15 protein-coding genes, 1 tRNA gene and 1 pseudogene are annotated in these 16,810 nt (G+C 72.9%); 9 read left to right on the top strand and 8 right to left on the bottom strand.

Going from position 1 to position 16,810, the window contains the following annotated elements:
- Positions 1-75: 75 nt before the first annotated feature.
- Together AB0D44_RS30145 and AB0D44_RS30140 are read left to right on the top strand one after the other, a co-directional pair.
- Positions 76-1,284 (top strand): FAD-dependent oxidoreductase, encoded by a 1,209-nt coding sequence (locus tag AB0D44_RS30145; protein WP_362596701.1) that lies wholly within the window; start codon positions 76-78, stop codon positions 1,282-1,284.
- A 225-nt stretch (positions 1,285-1,509) separates the two neighbouring features.
- Complete coding sequence (locus AB0D44_RS30140) at positions 1,510-3,099, top strand: N,N-dimethylformamidase beta subunit family domain-containing protein (RefSeq protein ID WP_362596699.1); 1,590 nt, start codon at positions 1,510-1,512, stop codon at positions 3,097-3,099.
- Positions 3,100-3,240: 141 nt separating this feature from the next.
- On the opposite strand, the gene AB0D44_RS30135 is transcribed toward AB0D44_RS30140, so the two are convergent.
- Together AB0D44_RS30135 and AB0D44_RS30130 are read right to left on the bottom strand one after the other, a co-directional pair.
- On the bottom strand, positions 3,241-3,762 hold the full coding sequence (locus tag AB0D44_RS30135) for a hypothetical protein (protein ID WP_362596697.1): 522 nt from the start codon (positions 3,760-3,762) through the stop codon (positions 3,241-3,243).
- A gap of 104 nt (positions 3,763-3,866) precedes the next feature.
- On the bottom strand, positions 3,867-4,163 hold the full coding sequence (locus AB0D44_RS30130; RefSeq protein ID WP_362596695.1) for a hypothetical protein: 297 nt from the start codon (positions 4,161-4,163) through the stop codon (positions 3,867-3,869).
- Between the two features lie 329 nt (positions 4,164-4,492).
- Here AB0D44_RS30130 and AB0D44_RS30125 point away from each other — a divergent pair, with 329 nt between their 5' ends.
- Positions 4,493-5,347, top strand: a complete 855-nt coding sequence (locus tag AB0D44_RS30125) for an aldo/keto reductase (protein ID WP_362596694.1) — start codon at positions 4,493-4,495, stop codon at positions 5,345-5,347.
- Positions 5,348-5,433: 86 nt separating this feature from the next.
- Here the strand turns inward: AB0D44_RS30125 and AB0D44_RS30120 are convergent, their stop codons facing one another.
- Positions 5,434-6,057, bottom strand: a complete 624-nt coding sequence (locus AB0D44_RS30120) for a TetR family transcriptional regulator C-terminal domain-containing protein (protein ID WP_362596692.1) — start codon at positions 6,055-6,057, stop codon at positions 5,434-5,436.
- A gap of 130 nt (positions 6,058-6,187) precedes the next feature.
- Here AB0D44_RS30120 and AB0D44_RS30115 point away from each other — a divergent pair, with 130 nt between their 5' ends.
- On the top strand, positions 6,188-7,144 hold the full coding sequence (locus tag AB0D44_RS30115; protein ID WP_362596690.1) for an alpha/beta fold hydrolase: 957 nt from the start codon (positions 6,188-6,190) through the stop codon (positions 7,142-7,144).
- A gap of 95 nt (positions 7,145-7,239) precedes the next feature.
- On the opposite strand, the gene AB0D44_RS30110 is transcribed toward AB0D44_RS30115, so the two are convergent.
- The 4 genes and pseudogenes from AB0D44_RS30110 to AB0D44_RS30095 all read right to left on the bottom strand — a co-directional run bounded on the left by AB0D44_RS30110 (position 7,240) and on the right by AB0D44_RS30095 (position 10,860).
- Positions 7,240-7,314 (bottom strand) — tRNA-Trp (locus tag AB0D44_RS30110).
- Between the two features lie 68 nt (positions 7,315-7,382).
- A complete protein-coding gene (locus AB0D44_RS30105) occupies positions 7,383-7,613 on the bottom strand; it encodes a hypothetical protein (RefSeq protein ID WP_362596688.1) in 231 nt (76 codons plus the stop codon).
- A 794-nt stretch (positions 7,614-8,407) separates the two neighbouring features.
- A pseudogene (locus AB0D44_RS30100) lies at positions 8,408-9,376 on the bottom strand (CehA/McbA family metallohydrolase); the annotation flags it as partial.
- A gap of 692 nt (positions 9,377-10,068) precedes the next feature.
- Positions 10,069-10,860 (bottom strand): SDR family NAD(P)-dependent oxidoreductase, encoded by a 792-nt coding sequence (locus tag AB0D44_RS30095; protein WP_362596686.1) that lies wholly within the window; start codon positions 10,858-10,860, stop codon positions 10,069-10,071.
- Between the two features lie 143 nt (positions 10,861-11,003).
- On the opposite strand from AB0D44_RS30095, the gene AB0D44_RS30090 reads away from it, so the two are divergent.
- Together AB0D44_RS30090 and AB0D44_RS30085 are read left to right on the top strand one after the other, a co-directional pair.
- Positions 11,004-11,576, top strand: a complete 573-nt coding sequence (locus AB0D44_RS30090) for a TetR family transcriptional regulator (RefSeq protein ID WP_362596684.1) — start codon at positions 11,004-11,006, stop codon at positions 11,574-11,576.
- Positions 11,577-11,825: 249 nt separating this feature from the next.
- On the top strand, positions 11,826-13,223 hold the full coding sequence (locus tag AB0D44_RS30085) for an AMP-binding protein (RefSeq protein ID WP_362596682.1): 1,398 nt from the start codon (positions 11,826-11,828) through the stop codon (positions 13,221-13,223).
- Positions 13,224-13,316: 93 nt separating this feature from the next.
- Here AB0D44_RS30085 and AB0D44_RS30080 read toward each other — a convergent pair whose 3' ends face one another.
- The gene (locus AB0D44_RS30080) at positions 13,317-14,756 is read right to left on the bottom strand and encodes a M6 family metalloprotease domain-containing protein (RefSeq protein WP_362596680.1); all 1,440 of its coding nucleotides are present in this window, start codon (positions 14,754-14,756) and stop codon (positions 13,317-13,319) included.
- A gap of 162 nt (positions 14,757-14,918) precedes the next feature.
- Here AB0D44_RS30080 and AB0D44_RS30075 point away from each other — a divergent pair, with 162 nt between their 5' ends.
- The 3 genes from AB0D44_RS30075 (at position 14,919) to AB0D44_RS30065 (ending at position 16,684) form a co-directional block, all read left to right on the top strand.
- On the top strand, positions 14,919-15,608 hold the full coding sequence (locus AB0D44_RS30075; RefSeq protein WP_362596678.1) for a TetR/AcrR family transcriptional regulator: 690 nt from the start codon (positions 14,919-14,921) through the stop codon (positions 15,606-15,608).
- Positions 15,609-15,695: 87 nt separating this feature from the next.
- Positions 15,696-15,890, top strand: a complete 195-nt coding sequence (locus AB0D44_RS30070) for a hypothetical protein (protein WP_362596676.1) — start codon at positions 15,696-15,698, stop codon at positions 15,888-15,890.
- On the top strand, positions 15,887-16,684 hold the full coding sequence (locus AB0D44_RS30065; RefSeq protein WP_362596674.1) for an N-formylglutamate amidohydrolase: 798 nt from the start codon (positions 15,887-15,889) through the stop codon (positions 16,682-16,684). Before AB0D44_RS30070 ends, AB0D44_RS30065 begins: the two co-directional genes overlap by 4 nt.
- The last annotated feature ends 126 nt before the right edge of the window (positions 16,685-16,810 follow it).

Below are 16,810 nucleotides of genomic sequence, written 5' to 3'. Positions count from 1 at the left end.
GCCCTGACTCTACAGCTGTAGAGTCAGGGTTCCGTGGTCGTCGTCGATGTCCGAACCGTAGGGGAGGGGTGTGCCATGGCGAACCGTCACGCGGTGGTGGCCGGGGCCGGAATCGGCGGCCTCACGGCCGCCCTCGCGCTGCACCGCCGCGGCTGGCGCGTCACCGTCTGCGAGCGCGCCCCCGAACCCCCCACCACCGGCGCCGGGATCGGTCTCGCCCCCAACGCCCTGCGCGCACTGAACGCCATCGGCGTCGACGCCGCCCGCGCCGCCGGCAGCGCCGTGCCCGTGACGATGGGCGTGCGCCGCTCCGACGGCCAGTGGCTCACCCGGGCCGACACCGCGGACATGGCGGCCCGCTACGGCATGCCCCCGATCGCCGTTCCGCGCCCGGCCTTCACCGCAGCGCTGGCCGCCGCCCTGCCGCCGGACGTCCTGCGCTACGGGACCGCCGTGACCGGGGTCGACGACGCCGCGGGCCGCCCGGTCGTCCGTACCGCAGCCGGACCGGACCTTCCCGCCGACCTGGTCGTCGCCGCCGACGGCATCCACAGCCCGCTGCGCCGCGCGTACTTCCCCGCCCACCCCGGCCTGCACTACCTCGGCGAGATCGCCTGGCGGACCATCGTGGACGCCCCGGAGCTGCGCATCACGGCCATGAGCGAGACCTGGGGGCGGGGCCGGCGCTTCGGCGTGACCCCGCTGGCAGACGGCCGGTTCTACCTGTACGCCACCGCGGTGGTCCCGGCCGGCACCCGGTCGGCCGACCCCCGCGCCGAACTGCGCCGCCGCTTCGGCTCGTGGCACGACCCGATCCCGGCCCTGCTGGACCGAGTCGACCGACTCGACCCCGCCGACCTCCTCTGCAACGACCTCTACGACCTGGCCGCCCCGCTCCCGCGCCTGCACCACGGCCGGATCGCCTGGCTCGGTGACGCCGCCCACGCGATGGCCCCCAACCTCGGCCAGGGCGGCTGCCAGGCCATCGAGGACGCGGCGGTCCTCGCCCACCTGCTTCCCGCGGGAGATGCGGGGGATGCCACAGGCGCCGGTGACTGCGCAGACGGCCCCGGATCCGTCCCGGCCGCCCTCGCCGCGTACACCGCCGCCCGCCGCGACCGCACCGACGCCGTCCGCCTCCGCGCCCGCCGGGTCGGCCGCCTCGGCGCCCTGCGCAACCCGCTCGCCGCAGCGGCCCGCGACCTCGCCGTCCGTGCCGTCCCCTCCCGCCTGGCCCTGCGCGGCATGGACGACCTCTTCAACGGCTTCCACCTGCCCGGCTAGCGCGCATCACCGGCCGGCCCGGAGGCCGCCCCACCGCCCCACCGGCCCACCGCCCCACCGGCCACCCCGGCGACCCCGCCCGCCGGCCGGTACACGCGTCCCGCCGTCGGCGCAGCGTGGTGCCTTCGAGGCGAAGGCGTGCGCCCGCGTGCGCGTCCTGCCGTGCCCGGCGTGGGCGATGGGCTAGAACGAGGGCCTACCGAGACGGAATTCCGAGGTGGTGGAGTGGACCAGACGGGTGCCCCGGGGGAGTCCGGCGGCCGGGGACCCGGGCGTCGCCGGGTGCTGGGCCTGGCCGCCGCCACGTTCGGATCCTGGTCCCTGGGCGCGGCGCCGACGCGCGCGGCAGCCGGAGCCGGAGCCGGGCGGGCCGTTCCCCGTCTGCCGGCGGGGGGCGCACTGGACGTCCAGGCCGAGAACGCGCTGCCCGGCTCCCCCGACTGGCGGATCCGCCGGCGTGGCCCGGCGCGGGCCATCGAGGGGTTCGCCGACCGGGTCAGCGTCCGGCCGGGCGAGCTGCTCGGCGTGCGGGTGTCGACGACCTCCGCCTCCTATGCCGTCCGTGCCTACCGGATGGGCTGGTACGGAGGGGCGAGGGCCCGTCTGGTGTGGCAGTCGGCACCGCTGCCGGGTGTTCTCCAGCCGCCGGCCGTGCTCGACCTCGAAACGCGGACGGCCCGCGCCGCATGGCGGGTGACGACGCGGATCGACACCTCCGGCTGGCCGGAGGGCTGCTACCTGCTGAGGCTCGACACGCAGGACGGCAAGGCGCAGCGGTTCGTGCCCGTCACCGTCCGGTCCGCCTTCGGGGCCGGCCGTACGGTGATCATGAACTCGGTGGCCACCTGGCAGGCCTACAACCGGTGGGGCGGAGCGGACCTCTACCGGGGTGCGACGGGCAAGAACGGGTCGCGGTCCCTCCGGGTCACCTTCGACCGACCGTACGAGAACCGGCATGGCGCGGGCCAGTTCCTCCCGTACGAGGCCCCCCTGATCGCGCTGGCGGAGAGCCTGGGCCTTCCCCTGGCGTACACCACGGGGGCGGACGTGGCACGCTGCCCCGTCGTGCTCATGGGGGCGGCCGCCATGGTGTCCCTGGGCCACGACGAGTACTGGAGCCCCGAGCAGCGCCGCCACGTGACCCGGGCGCGCGACAGCGGGACGAACCTGGCCGTCCTCGGCGCGAACTGCTGCTACCGGCGGATCCGCTTCGAGGCGTCCGACGTGGGACCGGACCGTGTCGTGGTCTGCTACAAGGGCGACTACGCCAAGGACCCCGGCTTCCAGCGGGGATCCCCGCCCACCCACGACTTCCGGCGCGCTCCGGCCGCCGACCCCGAGAGCGCGCTGCTCGGGGTGCTGTACGACGGCTATCCGGTCGACGCCCCGTATGTGGTCTCCCACCCGGAGCACTGGCTGCTGGCGGGTACGGGCGCGCGGGCCGGGGATTCCTACCCCCGCCTGGTGGGTGTGGAGTTCGACCGGGTGAACCCGGCGCACCCGATGCCGCGGCCGGTCGAGATCCTCGCCCACTCGCCGGTGGTGTGCAAAGGCCGGCCGTCGTACGCGGACACCGCCTACCTGTCGCTTCCGAGCGGAGCCGGGATCTTCGCGACGGGCACCATGCGCTGGGTGGAAGCCCTCGACGTGGGCGCGCCAGGAGGCGCCAAGCCGAGCCACGGATTGGACGCCCGGACCGGTCACTTCACCCGCACCGTCACCGCCAACCTGCTCCGGGCGTTCGCGCAGGGCCCGGCCGGTCGCGCCAGGCCCGCACGGGACAATCTGGCCGCCCACTACGGCGCCCCGACCTGAGGGAGCAGCACACGAGGCCCCGGGACGCGGGTCCCGGGGCCTCGCCGTGTCACTTCGCTGACCGCCGGGTTCAACGACCGGCCGGTCGAGGAGTCACGCCCGGCCCTCGCCCGGCTCGACGGACCCCGGCGGGGGCCGCCCTCAGGACGAGGCCGGGGCAGGCGTGAGCGCCGGTGCGGAAGGCGCCGGGCTGTTCGACGACGAGTCGTCGCCGTCCAGGCACATCAGCGACATGACGACCGGCGCCTGAAGGCCCTGGGCGGGCCGTCCCGGGAAGCCGGCCATGACCGTCCAGTTGCCCTTCCGGAGGGTGAGCGTCTCGCTGCCCAGGTCGGGACCGGGCTGCCAGCCGTGCTCGGAACGGGCCCGCGCGAAGGCCGCCCGCAGAGCGGCGTCCACCGTGTCCGGCGCATGCCGTCCCGAGAGCCGCTCGAAGCACTTTCCCAGCACGTTCGAGGGTTCCCTCTCCACCGTGACGCCCTCCGCCGCCAGCACCGAGGTCATCTCCGACACCACGGTGTCCGCGGGCAGCGGCGGACCCGAGAAACGCGGGGGCAGGGGGCCGAGGTCCTGCAGCGGATGGGCGCAGGCCGTCGCCGTCGCCGTCATCAGCGCCGCCATGACCAGGGACGCCAGGGCTGCGCGCCTCGGTCGCCGTCGCACGATGGTGTCCTTCCTCTCCGTTCTCTGCACGGCCGACCAGTCTCCCACCCCGCAGATCTCGGCCGAGCACCGGCCACCCGTACATGGGTTGCTGCGGCGGGAGTTCAGCGTCCGGCGAGCCAGAGGCCGCCGAGGCAGGCGGCAAAGCCCAGGTGGGAGAGGACGAGGAAGCCCCATTCCAGGAGGCCCATGCGCCACCGGTGCCGGGCCAGCAGCACCCACTCGTACGCCGCGGAGCCGACGGCGAGGACGAGTATCGGCGCCCACAACAGGGCCCACCAGGACCAGTCGCCGCCGAGACGGAGAACGGCGCACACGGTCCCGAAGAGAAATGCGGTCAGGGACCATCCCGGCTTCTCCTGCGCCTCGGCGGGGCGCGGTGCGGCTGAAGGAGTGCTCACGTCTCATGTCCTCTCGGGTGGGCGGGAGTTCACGCTCACCGCGGCTGTGAAGTTGCACGTTCCCTGCACGTTACGCAGCGGTCCGATCCCGCCCCAAAGGATCACCGCCATGAGTCGGGTCACACACAGCGCCTCGCCGCCCGCGTCGCACGCCGCAACCGCCCGTACGAGGACCGCTTCGACTGCTCGTGAACGGCCGGCAGGTCGGACCACGGCGAACGAGGTGGCCCACCGGGGCTCACCTGGTCGGGTCACCCTGGGTGTAGGCGGGCGGTTCCCGGTGTGGACTGGGGGACGGACCGACGGACCGACGGAGCGACGGGAGAACGATGCAGCACGTCACGCTCAACACCGGCGTCCAGATGCCCGTCCTCGGTTTCGGCGTGTACCAGATCCCGCCGGAGCAGACCGAGCGGGCCGTCACCGAGGCCCTCGCCGCCGGCTACCGGCTGCTCGACACCGCCGCCGCTTACGGAAACGAGGAGGCGGTGGGCCGGGCGATCAAGAGCAGCGGCATCGCGCGCGAGGAGCTGTTCGTCACCACCAAGCTCTGGATCCAGGACGCTCCCGCCCAGGACAACACCCGGCGCGCCTTCGAGGCGTCGCTGAGCAGGCTCGGTCTCGACCACCTCGACCTGTACCTGATCCATCAGCCCTTCGGCGACGTGTACGGGCAGTGGCGCGCCATGGAGGAGCTGCACCGGGACGGCCGCGCCAAGGCGATCGGCGTCGCGAACTTCTACCCCGACCGCCTCGTCGACCTCATCGTCAACAACGAGGTCACGCCCGCGGTCAACCAGATCGAGACCCACCCGTTCTTCCAGCGCGCGGACGACCAGGAGCTCATGCGTGAGCACGGGGTGCAGATCCAGTCCTGGGGCGGCTTCGCCGAGGGCAGGAACGACCTGTTCACGCAGCCGCTGCTGAGCGAGATCGGCGCCGCGTACGGCAAGTCCGTCGCGCAGGTCGTGCTGCGCTGGCTGACCCAGCGCGGCGTCGTCGCGATCCCCAAGTCCGTCCGTGCCGAGCGCATGGCGGAGAACATCGACGTCTTCGACTTCGAGCTCACCGGGGAGCAGATGGCGGCCATCGCCACGCTGGACACCGGAAGGTCGCTGTTCTTCGACCACCGCGACCCGGCGATGGTCCGCTGGCTGGCCACGCGTCGCGTGGATCATGCGTGACAGCGCAGCCGCCGCCCCGGCTGGCAGGCGGACCGTCACGTGCTCGCCGGCCATCGTCTCTCCCAGATGGGTCCGCGGGGTGGGTTTCATCCGGCGGACCGCATCGCACCCGGGCTGAAGATCCGGTCCAGGTGGTAGTGCAGTACGGCGACGGCCGACTCGGGCTTCCGCTGGCCCACGAGGATGCTGGTGCCCAGGGTCGCCGCCATGGCGAGCAGGCTGACGGCCTCCGTGCGCGCATCGGCCTCGCGATCGGCCAGGCCCGTTTCCTGCGCCTGGCGGATCAGGCCGGTCAGCGCGCTCTCGGCGGCGTCGGGACGGTCGATGAAGGGCTGCGCCGCCAGCGCCTCGTCGGTCACGGACAGCATGGCGTAGGAACTGTAGAGGAGGTGGAAGGTGCGGCTCTCCTCGTCGGTCGGCAGGGAGGCGAGCAGCAGCGCCTCGACCGTGGCGCGCGGGCCGGGATCGGGGCCGGCGGCGGCCAGACGGGCGCCCACACGGGCCGTGAAGCGGTCGGTCAGGTGTTGGAGCCCGTGGAAGAGCAGGTTCTCCTTGGTCTGGAAGTAGTACTGCACGAGCCGTAGCGACACTCCGGCCTCGGCCGCCACGTCCCGCATGCCGACCGCGTGCAGCCCGCGTCGCCCGGCCACCCGGATGAGCGCCTCGGCGATCTGGCTGCGCCGTTCCTCGTGGTCCACGCGCTTGGGCATGCGCCGGGTCTCCGTCCGTCGGTGGTGAGTTCGCGGGCCGGTCCGCTGCACCGGCCGGCTCATGGTACCGCCGTACCATCATTATGGTACGGTCGTACCACGAAGATCGAATCCGCCCGGAGGTGCACCCGTGCCCGAGAACGCCACCCGACACCGCGCAGGCCGCGACATAGGCCGCTACGTCAACGACACCTTGCGAGACCGGTACTTCGCCGCCTGCGACGCGCTCTACGCGAAGGGCGCGCCCGCCCGCTCCGAGACGGACGTCGAGACCAGCTTCGGCACCACGCACGTCTACCGCTACGGCCCCACGGACCCGGCGGCCGCGTCCCGTACGCCCGTCGTCCTGATCCACGGCTCCGGCGGCTGCTCCGCCCAGTGGTACCCCAACACCCCCGCGCTCAGCGCCGACCGGCCCGTCTACGCGCTCGACACCCCCGGAGACCCGGGCCGCAGCGTCCACCGCGAGCCCATGTGGCAGCCCGAGCGCGCGGCCCAGTGGATGGACGAGGCCCTCGACGCCCTGGGCCTCGACCGCGTGCACCTCGTGGGCTCCTCCTACGGCGGCTGGCTGGTCATCAACCAGGCCCACCGGCGACCCGCACGGCTCGCCTCGGTCACCGCACTCGACCCGGGCGGCCTGGAGAAGGTGGGCCTGCGCTTCTTCGTCTGGATCTTCGCCAGCCTCTTCGCCACCTACGCCCCCAAGGCGCTCCGCCCGCGGCTCGCGGCCTGGCTGGAACAACCGGTGATCGTCGTTCCCGAGCTGCGCGCGTGGATCCAGGCCGGCGTGCGCGCCTTCCGGATCCGCCGCCCCGCCCCACTGCCCCTGTCGGACGCGGAACTGGGCACCATCCGGACGCCGTTCTACCTGATCATGGGCAAGCGCAGCCTGCTCGTGCACCCCCGGCGGCAGGTGGAGCGCGTACCGCGGATCATCCCCGGAGCCCGCGCCGAGATCGTCGCCGCGACCGGACACGGACCGCAGATCGACCATCCCGTCCTGGTCAACGCCCGGATGCTGAGCTTCATGGAAGACGTCGACTCGCTCCACCCGGCCGCGGACAGCGGCGCCGTCGAGGCGTAGCCGTCGCGATCACGCAGGGGAAGAGCCGTCCGCCGTTCACCCGGGCAGCCGGGACACGGACGGGACGGATGCCGACGGATACCGACGGATGCGGACGGAACCGGCCGGAGTCGAACCGGCGTCCTCGCGGTTTTGGAGACCGCGCGCGTCGACCTCTGCGCTACGGCCCCGCCCGCCCGGAATCCTAAGCCCATCCGACGCCGGGTTCGACCACGAAGCGACTGCGGCCAGGCTGTCCCTAGCCGGCGCTGATGGCCGTGACGTGCGCGGTGCCGTCGCGCAGGGCCGTGATGCGGACCTGGCCCGCGGGGAAGGGGTCCCTCCCGTTCGGTCCGGGTATCTGCACGAACGGCGTCCACGACCCGTCGGGCTTGCGGACGTTGTGCCAGATCCGTCCGTCGAGCCCGACCGCCACGACCTGGGCGGAGCCGTCGGGCGTGCCCGCGATGCCGATGGCGCTGGCCCCCATGGTGGAGCCGGCGGGGGCCGGAACCCGGTCCAGGAGCCGTCGGGCCGCCGCAGCTGGTGGTACACGATCCCGTCGAGCCCGATCGCGAGGACCTGGGAGGAGCCGTCGGGCATGCCGGTGATCGACAGGGCCGGGCCCGAGAACGTCGGGGCGCCGTTGTAGCCGGCCATGCGTCCCCAGGCCGTCCACACACCGTCCCGCCCGCGCACGCAGTGGTACATGGCACCGTCCGTGCCGTAACTGAGCAGCTGCGCGCTCCCGTCGGGCATCGCCGTGACCGACACCTTCGTCGCACCCCAGCGGCTCTGCGCGGGGAAGCCGGGCAGGGCCCGGAACCCGGGCAGCCCGCCGTCGACGCGGCGCTGCTGGTGGAAGGCGGCGCCGTCCATGCCGGTCACCACGATCTGGCAGGTGCCGTCGGGGAAGGCGGCGATGTCCGCCTCCCGCACGGTGAACCCGGTCGAGCCGTCCGGACCCGCGAGGCGCCGCCAGGGCTGGAGCGTGGCAGAACCCCGTACGACGGTCAGCCACAGACCGTTGTCGGGCGCGATGCCCAGGATCACGACCGAGCCGTCCGCCATGCCGGCCGCGGAGCACTGGACCCCCGAGAACGAGGCGGCGCCCGCGGTGGCACCCGGCAGCGGACGCATGCTGCTCCACGACCCGTCGGGGCGGCGCTCGGTGTGGAAGAGCGCGCGTCGTTCCACGTCGTACGGGGGCAGTTGCGCGGAGGAGAACCACACCGGGTTGGTGAGGGCCACCAGTTGGTCCAGCGTGGTGGAAGCGGGCTTCGGCCGGCGCACCTCGGCCCGGGCGAACAGGGAGGCCTTGCCCCAGCCCCGCCAGCGCAGCTGCCCCCGGCCGCTGCCGTTGATGCAGGTGGCGGCCATGATGCCCCACTCGGTGTGCAGCGTGGCGATGCTGTCCGGGGCGCCCGTCACGTCCAGGGTCACGTCGACGGCGTCGAAGAACGACAGGGGCAGCTCCTCGCCGGGTCCGGCCACCGCCCCGCCGGCGCGGGCGGTGAAGTCCACGCTCACGGCCGCGGATTCGACGGCATACGACCGGCCCAGGCGCAAGGCGTCCAGTACGGCGGTCGTCGACAGGCTGCCGGCACGCACCACGTTGTGCGGCCGGCCGACGGCGTCCGCCGGGCTGTGGGCGTCGCTGTTGCCGACGGCGGCGACCCGCTTTCCGAGGCAGAGCATGACGTGCCAGGCGGCGATGTTGGCCGCGTCGTCCAGGGTCCACGGTCCGTTCCACACCTCCAGCGCGTCCACCCGGTCGAGGCCGAACTCCCAGAGGGAACCCGCCGCCGGAGTGAGCGGATGGGCGGCGATCGTGATCCCGCCCAGACTGTGCACGCGCCGGACGTGGCCGTCGAACACCCCCTGGTCGGCGGGGCCGTAGCGCCAGTCCACCCACTCGCCCTGCGGAAGGCCCACGGCCAGCCAGTGGCCGTGGCGGGTGGTGACCTCCTCGGCGTTGATGACCAGCAGGTCGGTCGGGACGTTGCCGTGCCAGGTCACCCCGGTGGAGCTGGTGTTGTGGTCGGACGTGGCGATGAAGTGCAGCCCTTCCTGGCGGGCGGCGGCGACGATCTCGTCCACCGTGCGCTTCCCGTCGGAGTGCACGCTGTGCAGGTGCAGATCACCCCGGTACCAGCCGGGTCCCCGGCCCGCCAGCGCGGTCGGCAGGATGTCGTACGGGGTGCGGGGCAGCGGGGCTCCAAAGTGCAGGGTGACGTCCACCTGCCAGGCCATGCCGCCGGTCGCGCCGACCATCGGTCCCAGGATGACGGACCAGCTGCCGGGCTCGACGGGCCCGGGCACGTAGCCGGGCGTGGCGTCCGCCCCGGAGAGGGTGAACCCGGCCCGTTCGCCGCCCGACCAGCCGCGGAAGCCGGACGGGCCGAAGATGCCGAGGTCCAGGATGCCGGCGGCGGCCTCGTGGGTGGTGGCGACGGAGATCCGTTGCACTCCGGCGGGGACGTCGAAGGCGACGTACGCCCACTGGTCGTCGCCGTACGGGGCGCGGCCCTTGTAGGTGGTGGTCACCGTATCCGTCCCCCGGCCCCTCGTCGCGGCGTGCGCGATCGGTGCGGGAACCAGCGCGGCGGCTCCGCCCGCGGCCAGCAGCGCCCCCCATCGGAGCAGCGACCTGCGCTCGACGCCCGGTGCGAGGTCCGGCACGGCAGCGTTCGGGAGGTGTTCACTCGGCACGGCAGTGCTCTCCGTTCACGTGGGGTGGCAGGGAAGGCGTGCAGGTGCGAGGAGGTGCGGGGCGCTGCGAGGAGAGGAGGGCGGGAGGGTGCGAGGGCGTGCCGGGCGCTGCGGGGAGGGGGGCGGGAGGGTGCGAGGGCGTGCCGGTGCACGTGAGGGGGCGGAGGGGCGAGGGTGGGGGAGACGGGTCTGCGGGGGTCCCGCCCGGCGGCGCGGGACCTCCGCAGACCGGCCTAGCGGCGCGAGCGCTGGGCGTCGACGATCTGGCGTACGGAGTGGTCGACGTTCGACCGGGCCTGGACCCGCTCGGCGAATCCGGGGAACTGCCCGGCGATGGCGCTCAGCACCCGCAGCTCCAGCGGCGCCACGTTGACCTCGCACCGGTCGCGGTGCACGGCCCGTACGACGCCGTCGGCGACCTGGCCGGGCGTGACGGTCCTGATGCCGTTCGGCGGGGTGGCGCCGGTGGCCGCGAACATCCCGGCGTCGCGGACGAAGCCCGGCTGGACCAGGGACACCCCCACGCCCGTGCCGCGCAGCTCCTGGCGCAGGGCGAGGGCGAATCCGCGCAGCCCGAACTTGGTCGCGTTGTACAGGGAGGTCGACTTGGTCGCCGCCTTGCCGGAGATGGAGCCGACCAGCACGATGTGGCCGCGGCCGCGCCCCACCATGTGCGCCGCGAGCAGCCGGGACAGCAGGACGGGCGCCCGCAGGTTGACGTCCAGGGCGCGGTCGAGCTGCTCCTCGGTGTAGTCCAGGAGGTCGCCGCTGGCGGGCAGGGCGGCGTTCGCGACGAGGACGTCCGCCTCGGCGCAGGTCTCGGCGAGCCGGACGACGTCGGACCGGTGGGCCAGGTCGGCGACCACGGTGCGCGCGCCACAGGCGTCCGCGGTGGCTTTGAGGGCTTCCTCCCGTCGTCCGGTGACGGTGAGGAGGGCTCCCTGCGCGGTCAGGCGCGCGGCCAGGGCGGAGCCGATGCCTCCGGTGGCCCCGGTGAGCAGAACGTTCGATCCCGATATGTCCACGACGACTCCCGTGCGGCGGCGGCCTTCTCTTGTTCGTTCGAACGAACAGTAGGGATCGCTCCGTTCCTTGTCCACACCGCAGCTTCCCCAACTCGTCGGCCCCGCCCGGGCGGTGGCGTCGATCGATGGGGCAGAATGTCGACGTGCCCGCTCCTTCCGACACCCGCCAGAGCATCATCGACGCCGTACTGCGGATCATCGGGCAGGACGGCATCGCCGCCGTCACCAACCGGCGCATCGCCAAGGAGGCCGGCGTCTCCCTCGGCTCCGTCACCTACCACTTCGCCGCCCAGCACGAGCTGCTGCGCGAGAGCCTGCTGCTCTTCGTGGCCGAGGAGACCCGGCACTTCACGGAGCTCGCCGACGCGTGCACCGACGAGCGCTTCGACATCGGACAGGCGGCCGAGGTGGTGGCCCAGGTCGCGGGCGGCAACGCCTTCGACAGCCGCCACATCGCACCCTTCGAGCTGTACGTGCAGGCCGGCCGCGACGAACGGCTGCGGGCCGCCGCGGCGGAGTGCTTCGCCGCCTACGACCTGCTGGCAGCCCGGATCCTGACCCACCTCGGCGTGCCGGACCCCGAACGCCTGGCCGGCGCGGCCGTCGCCCTGGTCTTCGGGCAGCAACTGCGCCGCCTGGCCACCGGCGCCCCGGCCGAGGACCTCGTCGACGCCCTGCTGATCCTCACGAAGCTCACGCCGACGCAGACCCCGTAGGCGGCCGACTGCGGTACGGAAAGCCGCATGCCGCCGGTCGGGGGCCCGTCGGCCGGGCCGGCCACCGCCGGGCGCGGCGCCGCAGCCGGGCCAACGGCCGGCCGTTCCGCCTGGTCAGCGGCGCTCCTTGGACCTTCCGCCGAGGGAATTCGGCGTCCCTGGTGGGGAAAGCACCTTGTGTCCGGAGGGGGCGGCCCCTTGGATTGTCAAGATCAAGAAGGTGGGTTGTCCGGTATCAGGGGGACGCAGATGACATCCATGCTCGACGGCTGCACACCCTGGCCCGAGGAGTTCGTCGACCACTACTGGGCGGTCGGCCACTGGCGTGGCAACACGCTGGACAACCTGCTGCGCGGCTGGGCCCTGCAGTACGGGCCGCGGACCGCGCTCGTGCACGGCGACACCCGCATCACCTACGCCGCACTGAACCGGCGGGTGGACCGCATGGCGGCCGCCATCCGGCTGCGCGGCCTCAGGCCCGGCCAACGGGTCGTCGTCCAGCTGCCGAACGTTCCCGAGTTCGTCAGCACCGTGTTCGCGCTGATGCGGGCCGGCGCGGTCCCCGTGCTCTGCCCGGTCACGCACCGCACGGCCGAGGTGTCCCACCTCGTGCGCGTCACCCAGGCCGTCGGCTACGTCGGTCCCTCGACGCACCAGGGCTTCGACCACACGGCGATGGCCGCGGACATCGCGGCCCGAGGTCCCTTCCTGCGGCGGGTCTTCACCCTCGAGGAGCCGGGCACCTCCTCCCCGTACGGCGGCCTCACGACCGATCCGGCCGGCTGCCAGTACAGCCCGCTGGGCGCCCTCGACGCGCCGCCCGAGCCGGCGCTCGCGCAGAGCGCCGCGCAGGTGGCGCTCTTCCTGCTCTCGGACGGTACGGCCACGGCGCCCGAGCTCGTGCCGCGCACCCACAACGACTACGTCTACCAGGCGCGGGCTGCCGCCGAGCTGGTGTCGCTCACCGCGAACGACGTGTATCTCGCCGCGCTGCCCGCCGAGTCGAACTTCGCCCTCGGCTGCCCCGGCATCGTCGGTACCCTCTCCGTCGGCGGCACCGTGGTCCTGGCCGAGACCTCCGACCCCGCCGCCTGCCTCCCGCTCATCGAACGGGAGCGGGTCACCCTCACGTCGTTGGTGCCCGCCGTCGCCCGGCTCTGGCTCGACGCACGTGCCACGGTCCGGGCCGACGTGAGCAGTCTGCGTCTCGTGCAGGTCGGCGGCGCGCCCTTGCCCCGGGCGACCGCCGAACGGATGGGCCCCGCCCTGGGCTGTCGCCTGCAGCAGGTCTTCGGCACGGACCGGGGGGTGGTCACCCTCACCCGGCCCGACGATCCGGACGAGACCGTACTCGCCACGCAGGGCCGCCCGCTCTCGCCCGACGACCAGATCCGCATCGTCGGCCGCGACGGCAAGGACGCGCCCGACGGGCAGCCCGGCGAACTCCTCGCCCGCGGTCCGTACACGCCGCGAGGCTACTACCGGGCGCCCGACCTCAACGCACGCTCCTTCACCCCCGACGGCTACCTCCGCACCGGCGCGCTCGCGCGGCGCACCCCCGACGGCAACCTGGTCGTGACCGGCCGCCTCGAGGACGCCCCGCGGCGGGCCGGCCACGGGGGTCCGGGAGATCCCGCGGGCCGGTGAGCTGCCCGGGCGGTCCGGGCGGTCCCGGGCGCCCCGGACGCCGGGGCCCCATCCCGGGCAGGGCGTTGCCGGAGCCCGGGCGCTCGTCCGACGTCAGTCCATCAGGATGTCGACGGCCATCTCGTCGTCCTCCGGGTCGCCCTCGACCTCGATGGTGACGCCGGACCACCGTCCGTCCGGCAGGTTGAGTGCCGGGATCGTCGATTTGCCGATGACCCTGTTGCCCAGCGAGGGGAACAGGTCGGTCGAGTCGCCCCGGTTGCCCCGCCCGAAGATCGCGCCCAGATCGCGTCTGCCGTCGGCCTGCAACAGCTCGATCGCAAGAAGGTCCTCGTTGTTCACGTTCGCGATCGCTTCGTCGACCGTGTAGACCGAGATGCCGGCATCCGGCAGGAAGGCGTCCTGCCCTCGGCGGCGCCGGTACTCGGCGAGGACGTACTGGTCCTCCGCCATCGTGTCCTCGTTCTGGATGAAGAGCAGCTCACCGCCCTCCGCCGCCGGCCGCAGCACCACGTCCTTGGTGGTCCTCGTGATGCGCCGCGGGGAGGCCCAGCCGTGGAACATGCGCAGCATGCCGTTGGGGAACACCGGCGTGAGACCGGAGTTGCCCCAGTTGCCCGCCGCCATGAGGCAGTAGTTGCCCAGGCCGTTGGACTTCGTCGCCTGCAGCCGGCCCGTGTCGTAGAAGTCGGCCCACCGCGCCGCCAGGTGGCCCCACTCGTGGGCGCACAAGCCCATCGCACAGTCCTCGGGCACCGTGAGGAACGTCTCGACGGTCAGGCCCGGGCCGACGGTGATGCCCCCTGGAATGCCCCACTTGAGGCTCCAGATGTCGTCGCGGCTCCGGGTCCTCTCGGTTCCCGACCCCGCGTGTACGACGAACAGCGCAGTGACCGTGCCCTCGTCCAGCACGTCATGGGGTCTGAAGTCGACGCCTTCGGCCTTGGCCAGCTGCACCGCGTCCCGGGCCATGCCCTGCGAGTTGCGGGGGAAGTCGCCCTGCCCCGCGTTGCCGTCGGCGTAGAAGGAGAGCGGTTGGGGCAGCCGGAACCAGCCGTGGACCTCGCCCTGGATGTCGATGCCGGTGTCGCCGAACGTGTCGAAGCCGCTGATCTTCCGGTAGAACTCGCGCATGCTGCCGGTCGGCAGGGAGTTCGTACTGAACAACAGCTGCTCGTAGTGGCCGGGTCGGTGGTTCGCCTCGTGCGGCTTGTCGGGGAAGTCGACGAGCAGGACGAGGGTGTTGACGACCCCCTTGAGCTGCTTGTCGGGCCTCGTGATCAATTGCGGTTCCACCGTCGGTCCGACCCGCACGGCGCCGTCGTCGAGGCCGACGAGCCGCTCGGCGCGCCGGGTGGAGCGCCAGGTGTAGTAGAAGTCCTCGAAGGTGGTGTGACTCGGCAGCCGACCCGTTTCGATCAGGTCCAGGTACTCGGCGTAGAGCTGGGCCAGCGCGTCGGGGGACAGCGGGGCCGAGCAGGGACGGGTGCAACAGGAACGGCGGGAGGTGAAGGACGTACTCGTGCGTCGCATGGCGACCACTCACTTGCTTGGACGATCACAGAGCACGGTGCGCAAAAGCCGTGCTTAGGGCGTATACGGACGCCATCCGTTTATGCTGTACGTATACAGGCTCCCTCTGTGCGATGCCGGTCGTCAAGGCGCGTCGGAGCCGGAAAAAGCGGAGGTGCGGCCATGACTGCCCACACTCGGCTCAGCCGCCAGCGCGTCCTCCAAGCAGCGCTCCGCGTGGTGGACGAGGAGGGGCTCGACGGCCTGAGCATGCGCCGCGTAGCCGGGGAACTCGGCGTGGAGAGCATGGCCCTCTACCGGTACACGCCCAGCAAGGACGACCTGCTGGACGGGCTCGTCGAAAACCTGTTCATCGAGCTCGAGCAGGCACTGGACAGTGCCGCGCCCGCCGCCTCCCTCCCGCGGCACGAGACCGCGCTCCCTTGGCGCGAGGCACTGCTGGGCATCGCCCGCGCGATGTACCGGGTTGCCCTCGCCCACCCCCACGTCATACCGCTGGTGGCCGTCCGGCCCTTCACCGTCCCCATGGCGCGCAGGCCCCCGGCAGTGCTGCGCGCCCATGAACGCGTGCTCGCCCTCCTGGGTACGGCAGGGCTGGACGAGGAGACCACGCTCAGGATGTACCGGGCGTTCATCTCCTGGGTGCTGGGCTACATCGTCATCGAGCTGCGCGAGGTCGTGGACAACCCCGACGAACCCGATCCGGCCTTCCGGCTCGGCCTGCACCGTCTCCCGGCCAAGGACTTCCCGCTCCTGCGGTCGCTGGGCCCGGCCCTGGCCGTCCGGGGCGGAGAAGAGCAGTTGGCCGCCGGCCTCGACGCGCTCATCGGCCACTACCTGCCCGGATCCTGACGGGACGTCCCCCTCCTCACCACCGCGTGCCGGTACAGTCGGCCTGCACCGCGCTGCCCGTCGCGCGGCGGACGGGGGGCCGCCCACATGCACCGGAAACCGTTCGGCACCGACTTCGGCGTACGAGCGCTGTGGCTGCCGCCGGCGGTGGGCGGGACGAGACCGAACTGCTGCTGTTCCGCCTCTCCTGCGCCCCACCACCCACCGCCCAGCGCCCGCGCCCTGCGCCGGGACGTCGACACCGTCCTGCGCTTCGACGACGCCGACAGGAACCACACGTGAACCGTTCGACCGACTCCTTCCACCTCCTTCCCGGCGCCGACGCATCGCCGGTCATCCTGCACGTGCCGCACTCCTCGCGCGCCCTGCCCGAGTCCGTCCGCAGCGGCATCGTCCTGGACGACCGGGCGCTCGAGCAGGAGCTGGACCACATCACCGACTCCCACACGTCGGACATCGCCGCAGCGGCAGCGGCGGCGAGTTCCGTCAGACCGTGGCAGTTCGTCAACGGGCTGTCCCGCCTCGTCGTCGACCCGGAGCGCTTCCCCGACGAGCGCGAGGAGATGCTGGCCGTGGGCATGGGAGCGGTGTATACGCACACCACCCACCGGGAGCGCCTGCGTCCTGACGGCTTCGACGGCCGACCGCTGATCGACCGCTACTTCCACCCGTACGCCGAGGCGATGGCGCGGGCCGTGGCGGACCGGTTGGCGGCCGTCGGACGGGCCGTGATCGTCGACGTGCACTCGTACCCGACCGAGCCCCTCCCGTACGAACTGCACGGCGACGGCGGCCGGCCGCCGATCTGCCTGGGCACGGACTCCTTCCACACACCGTCCCGCCTCCTCACCGCCGCCGAGAAGGCCTTCGCGGGCTTCGGCGGAACCGGCCTCGACAGCCCCTTCGCCGGCACGTACGTCCCGTTGGAGTACTACGGCCGGGACCAGCGGGTCAGTGCGCTGATGGTCGAGATCCGCCGGGACGTGTACATGTCCGAGCCGGGCGGCCCCGCCGACGCCGGCGTTGGCGCGCTGGGGGCGGCCCTGGCGGAACTCGTGGGCGTCCTGTCCGCCTAGGGGGTGTCTGACGGAGGTCCGCGGCGTCGCAGTGCCCGGCACGCACTCTCGCCGCACCGGCCGAAAGCCCAAGTACGTCCAGTACGGGGGCATCCGGCCGGCACGCCGAGAGCACGCACCGGACAC

Source organism: Streptomyces sp. NPDC048349, assembly GCF_040651925.1.
Classification (GTDB): Bacteria; Actinomycetota; Actinomycetes; order Streptomycetales; family Streptomycetaceae; genus Streptomyces.
This window is presented reverse-complemented; position numbering and strand designations above follow the sequence as displayed.

What these genes read in the sequence shown, in the direction of transcription:
- AB0D44_RS30145 (WP_362596701.1), top strand. Translation starts at nt 76, where the DNA reads ATGGCGAACCGTCACGCGGTGGTGGCCGGGGCCGGAATCGGCGGCCTC.
- AB0D44_RS30125 (WP_362596694.1), top strand. Translation starts at nt 4,493, where the DNA reads ATGCAGCACGTCACGCTCAACACCGGCGTCCAGATGCCCGTCCTCGGT.
- AB0D44_RS30120 (WP_362596692.1), bottom strand. Translation starts at nt 6,057, where the DNA reads ATGCCCAAGCGCGTGGACCACGAGGAACGGCGCAGCCAGATCGCCGAG.
- AB0D44_RS30105 (WP_362596688.1), bottom strand. Translation starts at nt 7,613, where the DNA reads ATGGGGGCCAGCGCCATCGGCATCGCGGGCACGCCCGACGGCTCCGCC.
- AB0D44_RS30085 (WP_362596682.1), top strand. Translation starts at nt 11,826, where the DNA reads ATGACATCCATGCTCGACGGCTGCACACCCTGGCCCGAGGAGTTCGTC.
- AB0D44_RS30080 (WP_362596680.1), bottom strand. Translation starts at nt 14,756, where the DNA reads ATGCGACGCACGAGTACGTCCTTCACCTCCCGCCGTTCCTGTTGCACC.
- AB0D44_RS30075 (WP_362596678.1), top strand. Translation starts at nt 14,919, where the DNA reads ATGACTGCCCACACTCGGCTCAGCCGCCAGCGCGTCCTCCAAGCAGCG.
- AB0D44_RS30070 (WP_362596676.1), top strand. Translation starts at nt 15,696, where the DNA reads ATGCACCGGAAACCGTTCGGCACCGACTTCGGCGTACGAGCGCTGTGG.